The organism is Rhizobium sp. NFR12 (assembly GCF_900108545.1).
Lineage (GTDB): Bacteria > Pseudomonadota > Alphaproteobacteria > Rhizobiales > Rhizobiaceae > Neorhizobium > Neorhizobium soli.
The window spans coordinates 54,481-69,980 of sequence record NZ_FNWM01000002.1 but is presented as its reverse complement, the minus strand read 5'-3'; the positions used below and the strand labels follow the sequence as shown (position 1 = coordinate 69,980).

Genomic DNA, 15,500 nt, shown 5'->3' with positions numbered 1-15,500 from the left:
TTCAGCTTTCGCGAACGAAGATTAATGGGCGGTAGGTTTTGCGGGAGCGTGAACGAATGCCTCCACGGTCTGCTCGCAGGATAGAGGTGGAAAGGATCCCATCGTTCCACCGCAGCTGAAACGCGGCTCCAACGCCGCTGCGCGTTACACCTCCGGACAGCTTGGCGAACATACCTGCAACGGCGTGATTTTGCTGTTGTTTTGAAGTCATTAACCACGCTGGAAGCTGTTTTAGCAATGCCGCCAGATTTAAGACCTTGGCAAGGAATGGCTGCGAAATTGCAGCCTAGATGACGGGCTTGGATCCGGTAAGGAACAAGAGGCATGAAGCCGGACCGTCATTTGCCGGTGACACTACCGAACCCGGTATGTCCTCCTTTTTTGTATAGAGTCCAAGGGGACAATCCATGACTAGCATCAACTTTAATTCTTCTGCTTCGTCCGCTCTTCAGACACTGAGCACCATCAACAAGAGCCTGGAGCAGACGCAGAACAGCGTTTCGACCGGCTACAAGGTGAGCAAGGCTTCGGACAACGTTGCCTACTGGTCGATCTCGACCACGATGAATTCCGACAAGGGCGCCCTCAACGCTGCTTCCGACGCTCTGGGCGTTGGCGCTGCCAAGGTTGATACCGCCTATGCCGCCATGGAAAGCGCCATCGACGTCGTCAACGAAATCAAGGCGAAGCTTGTTACCGCTTCGGAAAGCTCGACCGACAAGGCTCAGATCCAGCTCGAAGTCGGCAAGCTGAAAGAACAGCTGTCCTCGATCGCCGAAGGCGCTTCGTTCAGCGGTGAAAACTGGATCGTCAAGGGCGACCAGGACTCTGCCAGCGTTGTCGACGGCTTCGTTCGCGACGCAGACGGCGCTGTCAAGGTCACGACGGCAACCTACGACATCGAAACCAACGCACTGTTTGACTCGGTCACAGCCGGCGTCGGCAGCGGCGGTATCCTCGGCGATCTGATGGCGACTGCCGATCTCACGGACTCGACGAGCGACACGGACATCGCAACCTACCTCACAACCGTTGAAACGGCTCTTTCGAGCATGACGATCGCTGGCGGCGCACTTGGTGCTCTGACCACCCGTATCGACCTGCAGTCGGACTATTCCGGCCAGCTGTCGGACGCGATCGAAGAAGGCGTAAGCCGCCTGGTCGACGCCGACATGGAAGAAGAATCTGCCAAGCTGTCTGCCCTCCAGACCCAGCAGCAGCTCGCCATCCAGTCGCTGTCGATTGCGAACTCCTCTTCGCAGAACGTGCTCTCGCTGTTCCAGTAAGAAGACCAGCCTTCACCTTCTGGTTTATTCAAGGAAAGCCCCGGGTCATCCCCGGGGCTTTTTTCGTCCCTTCGATCGGGTCATGGTAAAGAAAGATATTTTTTCTCGTCAAAGATCGTCAGCCTTCGGACTTCATTAACGTTAATGCTGTTATCTAAGCTCATCTAAGCGGCGGGCCGGAATGAGTGAGTATTTTCCGACTGGCATGATGCACTCAGGCCGCTTTCCGGTGCTTCCGGAATGTCCCCTCCTTTTTGTTTTGCCTAGGGGTTTAGTAACATGACGAGTATCCTTACCAACACTGCAGCGAATTCTGCACTTCAGACGCTCAGCAACATCAACAAGGGCCTGGAAGACACTCAGGACCGCGTTTCTTCCGGCTACAAGGTCAGCAAAGCATCGGACAACGTTGCTTACTGGTCGATCTCCACCACAATGAATTCCGACCAGAAGGCCCTCAACTCCGCTACCGACGCGCTTGGCGTTGGCGCTGCGAAGGTCGACACGGCCTATGCCGCGATGGAAAGCGCCATCGACGTCGTTAACGAGATCAAGGCCAAGCTGGTTACGGCAACGGAAACCTCGACCGACAAGGAACAGATCCAGCTCGAAATCGACAAGCTGCAGGAACAGCTGTCGTCGATCGCGCAGGGCGCTTCCTTCAGCGGCGAGAACTGGATGGTCACTGGCGACCAGACAGACGGCGGTACGGTCGTAGACGGCTTCATCCGCAGCGATGACGGTACAGTCAAGGTCACGTCCGCCTCCTACGACATCCCGACCTATGCTCTGTTCGATGACGTGTCCGGCGGCGTCGGCACCGGCGGCGTCCTCAACGACACCATGGACATCGATCTCGCCACGATCACTGACGAAACCGACATCGCAGCGATGCTCGACACTGTGGAAACTGCTCTTGCGAGCATGACCATCGGCGGCGCCGCTCTCGGTGCTCTGACTACACGTATCGATCTCCAGACAGACTATTCCAACCAGCTTTCGGACGCCATCGATGAGGGCATCAGCCGTCTCGTAGACGCCGACATGGAAGAAGAGTCTGCCAAGCTGTCTGCCCTGCAGACGCAGCAGCAGCTCGCTGTCCAGTCGCTGTCGATCGCGAATTCCAGCTCGGAAAACATCCTCACGCTCTTCCAGTAAGACGCGTTTGGTTCAACATACGAAAGAAAGGCCGCGCTCAATGCGCGGCCTTTTTTCGTCTCGTTGTCCGGGAATAAAACTTCGCCTTGGAGAAGGCGCCGTGCCTTACGAGAACGATCTCACCAGCGAGCCGACGAGAAGGTTCCAGCCGTCGATAAGGACGAAGAAAAGGATCTTGAACGGCAGCGAGATCGAGGTTGGCGGCAGCATCATCATGCCCATCGCCATCGTGATGCTGGCAACGATCATGTCGATGACGAGGAATGGCAGGACGATGAGAAAGCCGATTTCGAAGCCGCGGCGGATTTCCGACAGCATGAATGCCGGGATCAGCACGCGGTAATCCGTCTGCGCGCCGAGCGTGACCGTCTGGCCGCGTTCCCGGGCGATGTCGACGAACAGCGCCACATCCTTGTCGCGGACATTGGCGATCATGAATTCGCGAAACGGCTGGGCGATCCGCTGTATCGCTTCGGCCTCGTTGATCTGGTTCTGCAAAAGCGGCTGTGCGCCATCCTGCCAGGCACGGTCCATCGTCGGCGCCATGACGTAGAAGGTCATGAACAACGCCATGCTGGTCAGGATCATGTTGGACGGTGTGGTCGACAGGCCCATGCCGGACCGCAAGATCGAGAAGGCGATGATGAAGCGCGGGAAGCTCGTCACCATGATCAGGATGCCGGGCGCGATGGATAGAACCGTCAGCAGGCCGAAGGTGCGGATGATCCAGGCGGAAACCGAGCCGTCGACCGGCAGGTTCAGCATGTCCAGGGCAGACTGTTGCGCATTCGCCGCGTCGGGTAACGCAGCGAAGAGAGCAAGAACGGCTAGAAAACGAATCATTCGATGATGAAAGTCCTGAACACCAGATCAGCAACCTTGCCCTGAGACCTCAGCTTGGCGCGTTCCTTCAGGTCATCTCGGAGATAACCGAAGCCGCGTGGCCCCTGAATTTGCTGCAGCGACAAGGTCCGCATATAGGCGAGTATATCTTCCTGAATGGAAGCCGCCACCGCTTCATCGATGTTTTCACCGAATATTAACGAAACCTCGAGGCGGACCATGCTGTCCGAAGGATAGGCGAGGTTGGCAATGATCGGTTCCAGCGGCCGGACGTGGCTCGCACCGGCAGCGGCGCCGTGTTCCCCTCCCCCGGCAGGAGCCGCGGCTGCGCCATGACCGGCGGCAGGTGCCTCCTCCACGACCGGCGACGGGACGATCATCTTGCCGACAACCCAGCCTCCGCCCACGCCGACGACCGTCAGTCCCAGTACGGCCGCCGCAGTCATCACCAGGGAAGACTTTTTCTTCGCTGGTTGATCCGCCGTGAGGCTGGCGTCGGTCATGGTGGCTAAACTCCGCTAGTAGTGAGGGACATCAAATTGCGCCCGGTCAGATCGGCGAGAAGATGTCGCTGATCTGCTGGCCGACCGGCGGCTGCTGGACTTCCATCAGGCGACCGCGGCCGCCGTAGGAGATGCGTGCTTCGGCAATCTTCTCATAGGATATCGTGTTCTCGGCATTCACGTCCTGAGGGCGCACGATGCCGGCAACGTTGAGGATGCGGATCTCATGGTTGACGCGCACTTCCTGCGAGCCGCTGATGATGAGATTTCCGTTTTCGAGAACGCCGGTGACGACCGCGGCCACGAGAAGCGTCAGCTTCTCGGCGCGGCTGATGGAGCCCTTGCCGTTCGACTGGCTGTCGGAATCAAAGCCCGCCGTCGAATCTGCCTCCGGCTTCCAGCCAAGGATTTCCGCGGCGGCCTGCCAGTTGGTGGTCTTGGAATTCTTGCGGCTGCGATCCGTCTCGTTGTCAAAGCTCGCCTTGTCGTTCATCGAGATATTGACCGTCAGGATGTCGCCCACGTTCAGCGCGCGGGCATCCTTGAACAGGGCGCCCTGGCTGTCGCTCCACAGCGAGAAGCCGCTCGCCATGTGGCGCGGCTGCTTCGGATACATCGACATCTGCTGCGTCTGGCCATATTGCAGGCCGCTGCCGATCGGGCTCATGGCCGGCGCATTGCCGATTTCCTTGATGGTCGTCATCTGCCCGTTCTGACATCCGGCGATCAGCGATGTCATCGCAAGAAGAGCCGTGAGTTGCTTTTTCATGACGGGTCCTTGGAAGTATTGGGGTCTGCGGCGCTCGCCATGATCATTGCGACCATGGCAGCCTTCTGGGCGTCCATTTCGGCAAGGATCAGGCCCGATTGCCGCGGTGGCAGCTGCATGATGATGGCGGCCGCAATGTTGATGTTCATCTGGTCGAACTGCGGCGCGACTTCGTCAGCCTTTGCCGTCTTGTAGATTTCGACCAGACTGGCCTTGGCACTGGCCAGGAACGCGTTGCGTTTCTTCAGCCAGTCCTGATATTCGGCGCGCCGATTTTCGAGCTCGGTGATGCGCGTGTTGATGTCGCCCTGCAGCTTTTCCAGTTCCTGCTTCTGCAGGAGATAACGCTGGTCGCGGGCCGAATCGACGATGTTGCCGCAGAACTGCTGGACTTCCTGCTGGCTGCCACCGGCTTCCTGTGCGGCGCCGAGAAGCTGCGGCTGCTGCTGCGCGCGGGCGCCCGGTAGGAGGCAGAGCGAGAGAGCGGCGGCGATCAGATAGACCGAGCTGCGAGTGGCGAGAACCGGGAACCTGCTTGAAACTGTGTTGGTCATTGCAGAACGAGCTCCGCTTGCAGGGCTCCGGCAGACTTTATCGCCTGGAGGATCGAGATGATGCCGTCCGGCTTGACGCCGATATTGTTCAGGCCGGCGACCAGCGTCTTCAGATCAGGTCCGTCGATGACGGCAATCGGTCCGCCGGTTTTTTCGGCCATGATATCGGTCTGCGGCTGCACCGCCGTTTCGCCCCTTGAGAACGGTTCGGGCTGGATGACCTGCGGCGTCTCGGTGACCTGAACAGTCAACGTTCCGTAGCTGACCGCAACCCGGGCGACCCGGACATCGGCGCCGATGACGATCGTACCGGTGCGCTCGTTGATCACCACGCGTGCGGGGGCGTCGGTCTGGACCACGAGATTTTCGATGTCGCCCATCAGGCGGGTCAGGTCGGCTGAGCGCGGTTTCTGGACAACCACTTCCTGGCTGTCGCGCGCTTCGGCGATCGGATCGCCAAAGGTGCGGCGGGCATAGGCGTTGACGACATCGGCGATACGAACCGATGTCGAGAAATCCGGGTTGCGAAGCTGCAGCACCAGATTGACCGAATCCTTGAACTTGGACGGAAGCTCGCGCTCGATGATCGCTCCCGACGGCACACGACCGGCTGTGGTGACGCCTTCGGTCAGTGTCGCAGCCGCACCCTGTGCATTGAAGCCGGAGACGATCACCGACCCTTGCGCGACGGCATAGATCTGTCCGTCGGCGCCGGTGAGCGATGTCATGATCAGCGTGCCGCCGCGCAACGAGGTGGCGTCGCCGAGCGAGCTGACATTGACGTCGATGCGGCTGCCGGGGCTTGCAAACGAGGGAAGGTTGGCGGTGACCATGACTGCGGCGATGTTCTTGGCGCTGGACTGACCGCCCTGCGTCGAGATGCCGAGGTTCTGCAGCATGGCGCGCAGCGACTGATCGGTGAACGGAGACGAACGCAGGCTGTCGCCGGTTCCCTGCAGACCCACGACCAGGCCATAGCCGATCAACTGGTTCTCGCGACCGGACTGCAGCGAAGCGATATCCTTGATGCGGGACGACGTGGCCGTGGCATCGGTGACGGGCAGCATCGTGATGACCGCGATCGCCGCAATCATCAGTTTCCGGACCATACTCATTTCTGAACCACCTCGACGCTGCCGTCCGCCATCACCGTGCCGTTGACCATGACGCCCGTATCGAGGTTCCTGACCTTGATGACCTCGCCTGTCATCGCATCGTCCATGGGCGCGCCGCGGGCGGCGATGACCATGCGCTGCGACGAGAAGGTAAGCCTAACACTTGTGCCGCGCTTGACCGTGAAAGGATCGCGGAGAACGTTCAAAGGAATGGTGCGGCCGGCAAGCAGCGTCTTGCGCGTGACCTTGCCGACCACCTGATCCAGCGAACTGGCATAGCCCGGCGCGATATTCGGATTGGTGACGGCTACCTCGCTGACGAACGCTTCGCCGATCGTATCGCCCGGATAGATCGTGGTGCTGGGCACGACGGCATTGCGCGGCTCCGCGAATGCCGCCCCCGGCAGGATGAGCGCGCTCAAAAGCGCCCCGGCCAGCCAGGTCTTCATTCCGGTTTTCCAGCTGCTTGCCCGACCGGTTTTCCGGACGTTCTCTTGCCAAAGCATCATGCTCGGTCCGCCTTCTATCTTCCGCTACTTGAGGTTCTGGCTGACGATCTGCGCCATCTCGTCGGCGGTGGTGATCACCTTCGAGTTCATTTCATACGCACGCTGAGCGGAGATCAGATCGGTGATCTCCTTGACTGAATCGACGTTGGAGTTCTCGAGATAGCCCTGCTTGAGGTAGCCGAAGCCAGTCTCCTGCGGGTTGGCGACGACCGGCTGCCCGGATGCCGCCGTTTCAGAAAACAGGTTGTCGCCCAAAGGCTTCAGACCGGCATCGTTGACGAAGTTGGTCAGAGTGATCTGGCCGAGTTCCGTCGGGGTCGTCGATGTCCCGATCGTCGCATTGACGATCCCGTCTTCGCTGACGCTGACCGACGTCGCGTCAGTCGGAATGGTGATTTGCGGGATGACACCGTAACCGTCGGCAGTCACCAGTCTTCCGTTGGCATCCTTGTTGAAGGACCCGGCGCGGGTGTATAGGGTCTCACCGTTGGTGCCTTCGACCATGAACCAACCACGCCCGACGATCGCCATGTCGAGATCGTTGCTCGTCTGGGTGATTTCGCCCTGGATGTGGAGCTTGCGGACGGACTGAGTCTGAACACCGAGACCGATATTGGCACCTTCCGGCACAGCGGACTGATCGGCGCGGTTGGCGACGCCCGAAGCGCGCTCGGTCTGATAGAGAAGGTCGGTAAACTCGGCACGCGACCGCTTGAAGCCGGTCGTGTTGATGTTGGCGATGTTGTTTGCGATGACTTCGAGATTGGTCTGCTGCGCATCCATGCCGGTGGCGGCAATTGCTAGTGCTCTCATGGTCTCTGCTCCAGTCTCTAGATCTGCATCTTGGTGATGTCGAGGTAGGCGGACACGATCTTGTCGCGGAACGCCGTTGCCGTCTTCAGCGCCTGTTCGGCCTGGAGAACGGCATCGACCACTTCACGCGTGTTCGCCTTGCCCTGGATGCCGGCAAACGATGCAGTTTCACCGCCCTTGACGGCGTTGATCGCGTCTGTTGCCATGCTGCCCAGGACATCACCGAAGCCCGGTCCTGCAACGGCCGTCGTTGCCGCGTTGACCGCGGTGCCGAGAACATTTGCTGCCGTATTGTCGCCGGAGACGCCGTCGGTCTGCTTCGTGAACAGGCCGAGGCCCTCAATGGGATTGATCATCTTTAACCTTTCAAGAGATCGATGGTCGCCGAGATCAGATCGCGGGACTGGCGAATGCTCTGGAGATTTGCCTCGTAGCTGCGGTTTGCTTCACGCAGGTCTGCCATTTCGATCAGCATGTTGACGTTCGGCATCTTGACGACGCCGTTTGCGTCCGCTGCCGGATTGCTGGGGTCGAGTTCTTCAACGAAGTCACCCTTGTCGACACCGATCTTCTGGACGCCGACGGTCCTGACCCCTGTTGCCCGGTCGAGTTCGGCGCCGAACGTCACCGTCTTGCGGCGATAGGGATCGGCACCCGGCGTATCGCCGGTGGTGCGGGCGTTGGCGATGTTTTCCGACACGATGCGGAGCCTGGTCGCTTCCGCTTCCATGCCGCTGCCAGAAATCTTGAGGGCTGCTGATAAAGGATCCATTGGGCTCACTTGCCGACTGCGGTCAACATCATGTTGTGGAACGCCTTCACCAGCTGCGTATTCAGCTCGTACTGGCGCTTGATCTCCCCGCTCTTGGAGAGTTCGCTGGCAACAGCAACCGTGTTGCCCGACTCCTGATTGCCGATCTCGTTGTTGAGATCTTCGTCCCTGACGTCGACATTGTCCGAGCCAAGGCCGACGCTGGCGAAATGGGCCGAATTGGTGCGCGCCATCGGGATGTTCGAGGCGTCGAGTACCGATTGGAACGGCGTCACGTCCTGTGCCCGGTATTGCGGTGTATTCGCGTTGGCGATGTTGGTGCTGACGACTTGTTGCCGGATCGACAGCCACTCCGCCTGCCTGGAGGCAAGCTCAAACAATTGGATCTGTTGCATCACGTCTTCTCCGTCTTCTCGACAAAGGAGTAAGATTAGAAACTTGCGTGGGACTTGTGCTGATGCCCGCAGACCCGCGGCGAGCCCGGCAACAAAGATGAATGCTGCGAGGGTGCGGACCCGTTGCACGAGGTTTTGCGGGTCGACCGTTGAGGCCTAATTAACTTTCTGTTAAACATAAGCTTACAAATTGCTGCAAAAGCGATGGGCCTGCGTCTTCGACCAGGCGGGCATGAAGCCATTCGATCGCAGCCAGATGTTTTGGCAAAATCCCTTATTTTTCAAGGATCATGCCTGATGTCCGACGCTATCTCCGTCAGCTATATCCAGAGTGCTTTGCAGACTCTGCTGTTTACCAGTGATTCGCTGGAAGAGGCACAGAAGCGTACCTCCAGCGGCTACAAGATCAATTCCCCGGCGGATAATGCGAGCTACTGGTCGGTCGCAAATTCGATGACGTCGGACACGAAAATTCTGAGCAGCGTGAACGATGCGCTCGGTCTTGGCGCCGCAAAGGTCGATGCCGCCTATTCCGCGGTCGAATCGTCGATCGATATTGCCGACCAGATCGTGGCCAACCTGACCACCGCCAAGGAAGACGGTGTCGACCAGAGCGCCGTCAACGCCACAATCAGCGATCTCAAGGCCAGCCTCTCGTCACTGATCAAATCCGCATCGTTCGGGAGTGACAACTGGCTTTACAACTCGTCGGAGGCCGACGCTGGCGCGAAGACCGTTCCGGCCTATTTCCAGCGCAGTGTGTCGGGTTCAGTATCGCTGTCCTACGCGACATTCGATGCAAGCAATTCCACGCTGATCGATACCGGCGATGCCAATCGCGGGCTTCTTACGAGCTCGATCGATCCAAGCACTCTTGCCTCGAACGGAAGCGGCTCGGGCAAACAGTATTATCTGTTGGACGCAGGGTCGGAGATCGCCACGGATGGTTCGCCGATCGAACTGACCGACGAGACGACGTCCGAAGACATCGACGACATGATCAACGTCATGAACTACATTCAGCAGAAGCTGACGACGCTCGGTTCAACGCTTGGGACGATGTCGAACCGGATCGATACCCAGTCGAGCTTCGTTTCGAGCCTGGCGGACGTGTTTGACAAGAGCATCTCGCACCTCATCGATGCGGACATGGAGGCGGAGTCGACCAAGGTCAGCGCCTATCAGGCCCAGCAGGAGCTTTCGTCCCAGATCCTCGGCATGGCCAATACCCATCTGCAGAGCCTCGCGACCCTCTTTAGGTAGGGCGGCCCTCTTCAGCGCCACGGCTCTGAAATTATCGCAATAAAAAGCCTCGGACGCCGGTGAACTGATCCCATCAAAGCTGGATACAGCGTTGATGGGCAGCGTACGGACGTGCCGAAGCTTTTTGCTGTGCTGCCAGTTGCTTACTGGGCGCTCTCGTACATTTCTCCGGTGGAGGTGACGATCACCCATTTGCCGTTCTTCTGGGTAAGCGCGGCCAGACGGCTGTTGTCCGGCAGGACCGAACCCGTCTGAACAATGTACATTCCCCGATCGTCCTCAATCATCGCGCGTCCGTTGGCGACGTGAAGAAGACGGAAGCTGGAGCGTCCCGGGAACGGCTGCTGAGTGCCCGTGTCCTCGCCCTTCGCATCGGCCGCGCCCGCCTTGGGAACTGTTGCCGTTACAAGCAGGTCGGCCGGGTCCTCGGGCGGTTTGCGGGCCACCGACATCGGCGGCACTTCGACCACGTCGCGCTGACGGAAGCTGCGCAGGTCGCGCAGTTGCTCCCAACCCGAAACGTTGACGCCGAACTTATCTTCGTTGAGGAAGACGTACCACGGGAACATGGCGGCGGCGACGGCGAGCAACAACGTGCCGCCCTTCAGCGTGATGTCTGCCGCCGTGGTCTTTTCGTCCGACTTCTTCTTGAAGCGTTTTGCCAGTTTCTGCCGTTGCGTGAATTTCATCCCCAATCCTCATCAACCCCTCTTGAGAGCCGGCATCTGGCCTTGGGCCGCGACATTGCGCAGCGCGATGGCCAGCTCCGCGTAGGCGTCGGCAACGCGCTTGTCGCCGGGCGTCTGCTTCAGCACTTCATAGATCGCGGGCACCTGCCTCACCGCCATGTCGAGATCGGCATCGGTCCCTTGCCGGTAGCCGCCGATCAGGCGCAGATCGCGGGTTTCCTCGAAGCGATGCATCAGTGTTTTCAACCGCATGACCAGTTTCTCCTGGTCGGGCGTCCAGGCCTTTCGGGCGAGACGCGAGATCGACGACAGGGGATTGATCGGCGGGTAGCGACCTTCGTCGGCGAGACCGCGCTCCAGCACAATGTGCCCGTCGAGAATGCCGCGGGCGGAGTCGGAGACCGGATCGTTGTGGTTATCGCCGTCGACGAGGACGGAAATGATGGCGGTGATCGTGCCGCTGTCTTCGAGGCCCGGCCCTGCCCGTTCCAGCAGTTTGGGCAGTTCGGTAAACACCGAAGCCGGATAGCCGCGCGAAATCGGCAACTCGCCGCCGGCGATCGCGACTTCACGCACCGCATGCGCAAAGCGCGTCACGCTGTCTGCGATGAACAGCACGTTTTCGCCCTTGTCGCGAAAGTGCTCGGCAATGGTCATGGCGATCAGCGGCGCCATTTTGCGCAGCATCGGGCTTTCATCGCTCGTGGCCACCACGGCGATCGATTTCTTCATGTTCTCGCCCATCGTGTCTTCGATGAATTCGCGCACCTCGCGGCCGCGTTCCCCGACGAGGGCAATCACAACGCGGTCGAACGCATCGGCGCCGGCCATCATGGACAGGAGCGTCGACTTGCCGACGCCCGAGCCTGCGAAAATGCCAAGGCGCTGGCCGAAGCAGAGCGGCGTGAAGATATCGATCGCCTTGACGCCGGTACGGAAACCTTCCTCGACACGGCGGCGGGACATGGATGGCGGCGCGGTACTCATGATCGACCGCGCCACGTCGCCCTGCACGAGCGGGCCGCGGTCGTCGATCGGCCGGCACAGCGCATCGATGGCGCGACCACACCAGCTGTCATGCGGGGATACCTTGAACTCACCGATGCGCAGAACACTGTCACGGATGCCGATCGGCTCGCCCGGTTCGATCGGGCAGATATGAACCTGGTCGGACTCGACCTTGATCACCTGGCCGAGATGCGTACCAACACTGCTGCAATGCTCGACGAAGTCGCCCAGCCTGACATGTTTCGAAAGGCCGCTGACGGTGTAATAGGTCGCGGAAATTGCGGTGACCACGCCGCCCGGTGCAAACGCAAAGGCCGGCCCGGTGTGGCGCCCAACAAGGGCTGCCAAGAGATCGAGCTTGTTTGCCGGGCCGTGAACTGTCTGACTTGCGGTCATGAGGGATCGTTTTCCGGCTTACTGGCTACCGCCCAAGGTCTTGATGGCCTCGGTGAAGCTGCTGTCTGTGGAGCTGAGAAGCGAGGAAATGCTTTCAAAATTGCGGCTGATCGAAATCAGCTCGGTCATCTGGCCGATGCCGTTGACGTTCGACTGCTCGATAAAGCCCTGCATGACGCCGACGTCGCTGTTGTCGACGACCGGCTGTGCCGGTGACGACGGCAGGACGCCGCTGTTTTCATAGCGCAGATAGCCCTTGGAAAGATCGGCCTGGAAGAGGCCGAGCGAAGCGACAATCCTGCCGTCCTGCATGATGCGACCATCGGTGCCGACCGAGGGCGGGCCGCCGTTGCGGTCGAGCTGGATGGCGCCACCGCCGGCATCGAGAACCGGATAGCCCCGGATCGACTGGAGTTCGCCCGTGTCTGCCATGGTGAAGCGTCCGTCACGGGTCAAGACCTGGCCCGCCGGCGTATCGATCGCCATCCATGCGTCACCCTTGACCGCAAAGTCGAGAGGGTTGCCGGTCTGCTGCAGTTCTCCCGATCTCGTGGAGAGGTAGTCGTTGCCCTGCGACACGAAGGAAACCGACGCGGAGATGTTGTTATCGATCTTGGCGAGCATCTGGTCGAACTTTACTTCGGTCGCCCGGAAGCCGACGGTGTTCATGTTGGCCATGTTGTCCGCGACGGTCGTCAACCGCCGCTCAAGCGCCATTTGGGCCGACAGGCCAACATAAATACCAGATTGCATCGATGGATCTCCTGAGATGAAGCGGCTCCTACCATCGAGGAATCGCCGAGCGGCCTGAACCGGCCTTCGTGCGCATTCAAACAGGGGTTGCTTGTGTGAAGCTGATCGAAAGTGCGAAACGGCGGAGAGGCCGCGATAGCCAGCTTCACGCAAGGCTACCCGCCTAGATGTTCCGCTGCATTAATGACGGCGGATACACATCAAAATGATGATCATTGTGGGTTTCATAATCACTATTGGCTGCGTGCTTGGTGGCTTCATGGCCATGGGCGGCCATCTCAATGTTCTGTTCCAGCCTTTCGAGCTGGTGATCATCGGCGGCGCAGGCCTGGGCGGCTTTATCATGGCCAACCCGATCAAGGTCGTGAAAGACAGCGGCAAGGCACTGGGTGAAGCCTTCAAGTTCGCGGTTCCCAAGGAGCGCGAATATCTCGACATCCTCGGCGTTCTCTACGCACTGATGCGCGACCTCAGAACCAAGCCGCGCAACGAGATCGAAGCGCATATCGACAATCCGCAGGAATCGTCGATCTTCCAGACGGCTCCGACGGTTCTGAAAAACAAGCAGCTGACCGTGTTCATCTGCGACTATGTTCGCCTGATCATCATCGGCAACGCCCGCAGCCACGAGATCGAAGCGCTGATGGACGAAGAGCTGGAGACGATGCTGTCCGACAAGCTCAAGCCCTATCATGCGATTACCGCAATGGGTGACTCGTTCCCGGCCATCGGTATCGTCGCCGCCGTTCTCGGTGTCATCAAGGCCATGGGCAAGATCAACGAGTCGCCTGAGGTCCTGGGCGGACTGATCGGCGCCGCACTGGTCGGCACCATGCTCGGTATCATTCTCTCCTACTGCGTTTGCAATCCGCTGACCTCGCAGATCAAGGTCGTCCGCACAAAGCAGCATCGCCTCTACACGATCGTCAAGCAGACGCTCATCGCCTACATGAACGGCTCCGTACCGCAGGTCGCTCTCGAATACGGTCGCAAGACCATCGGCAACGGCGATCGTCCTTCGATCGACGCCGTCGAGCAGGAGATGATGAACCCCGGTGGTGAGAGCAAGGCGGCCTAACGATGAACAATCCGTCGAGCGAAGTCACTAAGCCGATCGACCCGATCGTCCTTGCGCGGCTGACAGGCAGCCTGGGTGACGTGAAGACGATTGCCCATTGCTGCAGCGATGTTGCGGCCCTGCAATGCCAGCTTCTCGGCGATGTCGTCCAAGAGGAAATGCAGCTCGACATCGGCGTCGAGTATGCCGGCCACGTCTCCGGTCTGCGCTCTCAGGTCATCGCGGGGCTTGGCTCGGGTTACACGCTTGTCAGCGCCAGTCAGCGCAACTGGTGTACCCATTTCGTGATCGCCACCCGGAACAGCCTGCCGATCGCCATGATCGCACAGCTGCTCGGCGATACTGACCAGCCTTCTGATGACACGCGCACGTTGACGTCTATCGAGGGCGATATCGCATCGCTGCTCGTTTCGCGGATCGCGGGCGTGCTTCGCCTCGGCCTCGGCCCCAAGGGAGAGTTCGAGCCGGTGCTGTCGCCATGCTATCCGATCACCGACTACGCCCGGCAGTCGCTGGAGATCCCCGACTGTTTCGCAGCCGCGGTCCGGCTTCAGGTCAAGCTTGGATCGCTGACGGGTGAGGTCGTGATCGTCATTCCGCAAAGCGTGTTGCTGAAGACGACGATCACCCGTCCTTCCGGACAACTGGCAAACAGTCTTCCGGGGCCGGCCGAGGCCGTTGCCGATCACGTGCTGCGCTCGCAGATCGATCTTTGCGCGCGCATCAAGCTCACGCCGCTCAAGCTTGGCTCAATTGCCAGATTGAAGCCTGGTGATACCATACCGTTCGAAGACATCGGCGACATTGGGGTCGATATGGATGCGAACGGGAAACTGATCTACCGCTGCGAGTTCGGCCGGTCCGGCGACAGCTATTCCGTAAAGATAAAATCCAACGTCTCTCCAGACGGCAATATACTCAAAAAAATTCTCGATAATTGACGTGGCGCTTCCGCGCCCGGCAGCTTCAGACAAGTTTCGATGTGGATAATAGATCATGGCTAGAAAAACGACCGTCAAAAACGAACTGACCGAAGATCCGATCGCCTCGAGCAGCCTGGATCTGGAACACGCGATCGACGACCTGCGTGGCGCATTGAAGGCGGACGAGGACGGCACGCTGCTGTCGGCCGATCCGTTCGCGTCACCGGCCTCCGATTTCGGCAGCGACAGCTTCGGTTCGACGGATTTCGGAACGAGCGACTTTGGCTCGACCGATTTCGGCGGCAGCGACTTTGGTGGTGGCGACCTTGGCAAGTCCGACTTCGGAGCCAGCAGCTTTGGTGGTGGCGCAAGTGCGATGCCGAGCTTCGGATCCGACACGCACGGCGAAAGCCTCGAGGCCAATCATGACCTCATCTTGGACATTCCGATCGATGTCCAGATCGTGCTCGGTTCAAGCCGCATGCCGGTCAAGGGTCTGATGAGCCTCAAGGAAGGCACGACGATCACGCTCGACAAGAAAATCGGCGAGCCGGTCGATATCACCGTGAACGGTCGCCTGATCGCCCGCGGCGAAATCACGCTTCTCGAAGACGACGATACACGCTTCGGCGTAAAGCTCACTGAATTGTCAGGAGCTCCCAAGAGCTAAAAT

At 59.5% G+C, this 15,500-nt stretch carries 19 protein-coding genes; 6 read left to right on the top strand and 13 right to left on the bottom strand.

The annotated features are described in order from the left end of the window. Nucleotides 1–407: 407 nt before the first annotated feature. Both BLW69_RS07660 and BLW69_RS07655 read left to right on the top strand, forming a co-directional pair. Entirely contained in the window at nucleotides 408–1,286 is an 879-nt protein-coding gene (locus BLW69_RS07660; protein WP_092661186.1) for a flagellin N-terminal helical domain-containing protein, read from the top strand. A 279-nt stretch (nucleotides 1,287–1,565) separates the two neighbouring features. Further along, complete coding sequence (locus BLW69_RS07655; protein WP_092661184.1) at nucleotides 1,566–2,444, top strand: flagellin N-terminal helical domain-containing protein; 879 nt, start codon at nucleotides 1,566–1,568, stop codon at nucleotides 2,442–2,444. A 105-nt stretch (nucleotides 2,445–2,549) separates the two neighbouring features. Here BLW69_RS07655 and fliP read toward each other — a convergent pair whose 3' ends face one another. The 10 genes from fliP to flgB all read right to left on the bottom strand — a co-directional run bounded on the left by fliP (nucleotide 2,550) and on the right by flgB (nucleotide 8,717). After that, entirely contained in the window at nucleotides 2,550–3,287 is a 738-nt protein-coding gene (fliP, locus tag BLW69_RS07650; RefSeq protein ID WP_062453804.1) for a flagellar type III secretion system pore protein FliP, read from the bottom strand. Further along, nucleotides 3,284–3,790, bottom strand: coding sequence for a flagellar basal body-associated FliL family protein (locus tag BLW69_RS07645; protein WP_092661182.1), 507 nt, complete (start codon nucleotides 3,788–3,790; stop codon nucleotides 3,284–3,286). The genes fliP and BLW69_RS07645 overlap by 4 nt, the downstream gene beginning before the upstream one ends. A gap of 46 nt (nucleotides 3,791–3,836) precedes the next feature. After that, nucleotides 3,837–4,559, bottom strand: coding sequence for a flagellar basal body L-ring protein FlgH (gene flgH, locus BLW69_RS07640; protein ID WP_062453806.1), 723 nt, complete (start codon nucleotides 4,557–4,559; stop codon nucleotides 3,837–3,839). Continuing rightward, nucleotides 4,556–5,113 (bottom strand): MotE family protein, encoded by a 558-nt coding sequence (locus BLW69_RS07635; RefSeq protein ID WP_062453807.1) that lies wholly within the window; start codon nucleotides 5,111–5,113, stop codon nucleotides 4,556–4,558. The genes flgH and BLW69_RS07635 overlap by 4 nt, the downstream gene beginning before the upstream one ends. After that, a complete protein-coding gene (locus tag BLW69_RS07630) occupies nucleotides 5,110–6,228 on the bottom strand; it encodes a flagellar basal body P-ring protein FlgI (RefSeq protein WP_062453808.1) in 1,119 nt (372 codons plus the stop codon). The genes BLW69_RS07635 and BLW69_RS07630 overlap by 4 nt, the downstream gene beginning before the upstream one ends. Then, a complete protein-coding gene (gene flgA / locus BLW69_RS07625) occupies nucleotides 6,225–6,677 on the bottom strand; it encodes a flagellar basal body P-ring formation chaperone FlgA (protein WP_244473995.1) in 453 nt (150 codons plus the stop codon). The genes BLW69_RS07630 and flgA overlap by 4 nt, the downstream gene beginning before the upstream one ends. An 84-nt stretch (nucleotides 6,678–6,761) precedes the next feature. Continuing rightward, the gene (gene flgG / locus BLW69_RS07620) at nucleotides 6,762–7,550 is read right to left on the bottom strand and encodes a flagellar basal-body rod protein FlgG (protein ID WP_062453809.1); all 789 of its coding nucleotides are present in this window, start codon (nucleotides 7,548–7,550) and stop codon (nucleotides 6,762–6,764) included. A 17-nt stretch (nucleotides 7,551–7,567) separates the two neighbouring features. After that, nucleotides 7,568–7,906 carry a flagellar hook-basal body complex protein FliE gene (locus tag BLW69_RS23110; RefSeq protein WP_062453810.1) on the bottom strand — a complete coding sequence of 113 codons (339 nt, stop codon included), beginning with the start codon at nucleotides 7,904–7,906 and terminating at the stop codon, nucleotides 7,568–7,570. Nucleotides 7,907–7,908: 2 nt separating this feature from the next. Next, nucleotides 7,909–8,322, bottom strand: coding sequence for a flagellar basal body rod protein FlgC (flgC, locus tag BLW69_RS07610; RefSeq protein ID WP_062453811.1), 414 nt, complete (start codon nucleotides 8,320–8,322; stop codon nucleotides 7,909–7,911). 5 nt (nucleotides 8,323–8,327) lie between these two features. Beyond that, the gene (flgB, locus tag BLW69_RS07605; RefSeq protein WP_062453812.1) at nucleotides 8,328–8,717 is read right to left on the bottom strand and encodes a flagellar basal body rod protein FlgB; all 390 of its coding nucleotides are present in this window, start codon (nucleotides 8,715–8,717) and stop codon (nucleotides 8,328–8,330) included. A gap of 297 nt (nucleotides 8,718–9,014) precedes the next feature. Between flgB and BLW69_RS07600 the strand changes: the two genes are divergently transcribed. Beyond that, nucleotides 9,015–9,980 carry a flagellin N-terminal helical domain-containing protein gene (locus BLW69_RS07600; RefSeq protein WP_162759501.1) on the top strand — a complete coding sequence of 322 codons (966 nt, stop codon included), beginning with the start codon at nucleotides 9,015–9,017 and terminating at the stop codon, nucleotides 9,978–9,980. 143 nt (nucleotides 9,981–10,123) lie between these two features. Here BLW69_RS07600 and BLW69_RS07595 read toward each other — a convergent pair whose 3' ends face one another. The 3 genes from BLW69_RS07595 to flgF are packed head-to-tail and all read right to left on the bottom strand — an operon-like array spanning nucleotide 10,124 to nucleotide 12,826. After that, the gene (locus tag BLW69_RS07595) at nucleotides 10,124–10,669 is read right to left on the bottom strand and encodes a hypothetical protein (protein ID WP_092661178.1); all 546 of its coding nucleotides are present in this window, start codon (nucleotides 10,667–10,669) and stop codon (nucleotides 10,124–10,126) included. A gap of 12 nt (nucleotides 10,670–10,681) precedes the next feature. Then, on the bottom strand, nucleotides 10,682–12,073 hold the full coding sequence (fliI, locus tag BLW69_RS07590) for a flagellar protein export ATPase FliI (RefSeq protein WP_062453815.1): 1,392 nt from the start codon (nucleotides 12,071–12,073) through the stop codon (nucleotides 10,682–10,684). Nucleotides 12,074–12,091: 18 nt separating this feature from the next. Next, on the bottom strand, nucleotides 12,092–12,826 hold the full coding sequence (gene flgF, locus BLW69_RS07585) for a flagellar basal-body rod protein FlgF (RefSeq protein WP_062453816.1): 735 nt from the start codon (nucleotides 12,824–12,826) through the stop codon (nucleotides 12,092–12,094). Nucleotides 12,827–13,031: 205 nt separating this feature from the next. On the opposite strand from flgF, the gene motA reads away from it, so the two are divergent. The 3 genes from motA to fliN are packed head-to-tail and all read left to right on the top strand — an operon-like array spanning nucleotide 13,032 to nucleotide 15,497. Further along, the gene (gene motA, locus BLW69_RS07580; RefSeq protein WP_062453817.1) at nucleotides 13,032–13,904 is read left to right on the top strand and encodes a flagellar motor stator protein MotA; all 873 of its coding nucleotides are present in this window, start codon (nucleotides 13,032–13,034) and stop codon (nucleotides 13,902–13,904) included. A gap of 2 nt (nucleotides 13,905–13,906) precedes the next feature. Then, nucleotides 13,907–14,845, top strand: coding sequence for a FliM/FliN family flagellar motor switch protein (locus tag BLW69_RS07575; RefSeq protein WP_092661176.1), 939 nt, complete (start codon nucleotides 13,907–13,909; stop codon nucleotides 14,843–14,845). Between the two features lie 55 nt (nucleotides 14,846–14,900). Beyond that, complete coding sequence (fliN, locus tag BLW69_RS07570; RefSeq protein WP_062453819.1) at nucleotides 14,901–15,497, top strand: flagellar motor switch protein FliN; 597 nt, start codon at nucleotides 14,901–14,903, stop codon at nucleotides 15,495–15,497. Nucleotides 15,498–15,500 lie beyond the last annotated feature (3 nt).

What these genes read in the sequence shown, in the direction of transcription:
- flgA (WP_244473995.1), bottom strand. Translation starts at nt 6,677, where the DNA reads ATGAAGACCTGGCTGGCCGGGGCGCTTTTGAGCGCGCTCATCCTGCCG.
- BLW69_RS07575 (WP_092661176.1), top strand. Translation starts at nt 13,907, where the DNA reads ATGAACAATCCGTCGAGCGAAGTCACTAAGCCGATCGACCCGATCGTC.
- BLW69_RS07630 (WP_062453808.1), bottom strand. Translation starts at nt 6,228, where the DNA reads ATGAGTATGGTCCGGAAACTGATGATTGCGGCGATCGCGGTCATCACG.
- BLW69_RS07635 (WP_062453807.1), bottom strand. Translation starts at nt 5,113, where the DNA reads ATGACCAACACAGTTTCAAGCAGGTTCCCGGTTCTCGCCACTCGCAGC.
- BLW69_RS23110 (WP_062453810.1), bottom strand. Translation starts at nt 7,906, where the DNA reads ATGATCAATCCCATTGAGGGCCTCGGCCTGTTCACGAAGCAGACCGAC.
- BLW69_RS07655 (WP_092661184.1), top strand. Translation starts at nt 1,566, where the DNA reads ATGACGAGTATCCTTACCAACACTGCAGCGAATTCTGCACTTCAGACG.
- BLW69_RS07645 (WP_092661182.1), bottom strand. Translation starts at nt 3,790, where the DNA reads ATGACCGACGCCAGCCTCACGGCGGATCAACCAGCGAAGAAAAAGTCT.
- BLW69_RS07660 (WP_092661186.1), top strand. Translation starts at nt 408, where the DNA reads ATGACTAGCATCAACTTTAATTCTTCTGCTTCGTCCGCTCTTCAGACA.
- fliI (WP_062453815.1), bottom strand. Translation starts at nt 12,073, where the DNA reads ATGACCGCAAGTCAGACAGTTCACGGCCCGGCAAACAAGCTCGATCTC.
- flgG (WP_062453809.1), bottom strand. Translation starts at nt 7,550, where the DNA reads ATGAGAGCACTAGCAATTGCCGCCACCGGCATGGATGCGCAGCAGACC.
- fliP (WP_062453804.1), bottom strand. Translation starts at nt 3,287, where the DNA reads ATGATTCGTTTTCTAGCCGTTCTTGCTCTCTTCGCTGCGTTACCCGAC.
- flgH (WP_062453806.1), bottom strand. Translation starts at nt 4,559, where the DNA reads ATGAAAAAGCAACTCACGGCTCTTCTTGCGATGACATCGCTGATCGCC.
- flgB (WP_062453812.1), bottom strand. Translation starts at nt 8,717, where the DNA reads ATGCAACAGATCCAATTGTTTGAGCTTGCCTCCAGGCAGGCGGAGTGG.
- flgF (WP_062453816.1), bottom strand. Translation starts at nt 12,826, where the DNA reads ATGCAATCTGGTATTTATGTTGGCCTGTCGGCCCAAATGGCGCTTGAG.
- BLW69_RS07595 (WP_092661178.1), bottom strand. Translation starts at nt 10,669, where the DNA reads ATGAAATTCACGCAACGGCAGAAACTGGCAAAACGCTTCAAGAAGAAG.
- fliN (WP_062453819.1), top strand. Translation starts at nt 14,901, where the DNA reads ATGGCTAGAAAAACGACCGTCAAAAACGAACTGACCGAAGATCCGATC.
- flgC (WP_062453811.1), bottom strand. Translation starts at nt 8,322, where the DNA reads ATGGATCCTTTATCAGCAGCCCTCAAGATTTCTGGCAGCGGCATGGAA.
- motA (WP_062453817.1), top strand. Translation starts at nt 13,032, where the DNA reads ATGATGATCATTGTGGGTTTCATAATCACTATTGGCTGCGTGCTTGGT.
- BLW69_RS07600 (WP_162759501.1), top strand. Translation starts at nt 9,015, where the DNA reads ATGTCCGACGCTATCTCCGTCAGCTATATCCAGAGTGCTTTGCAGACT.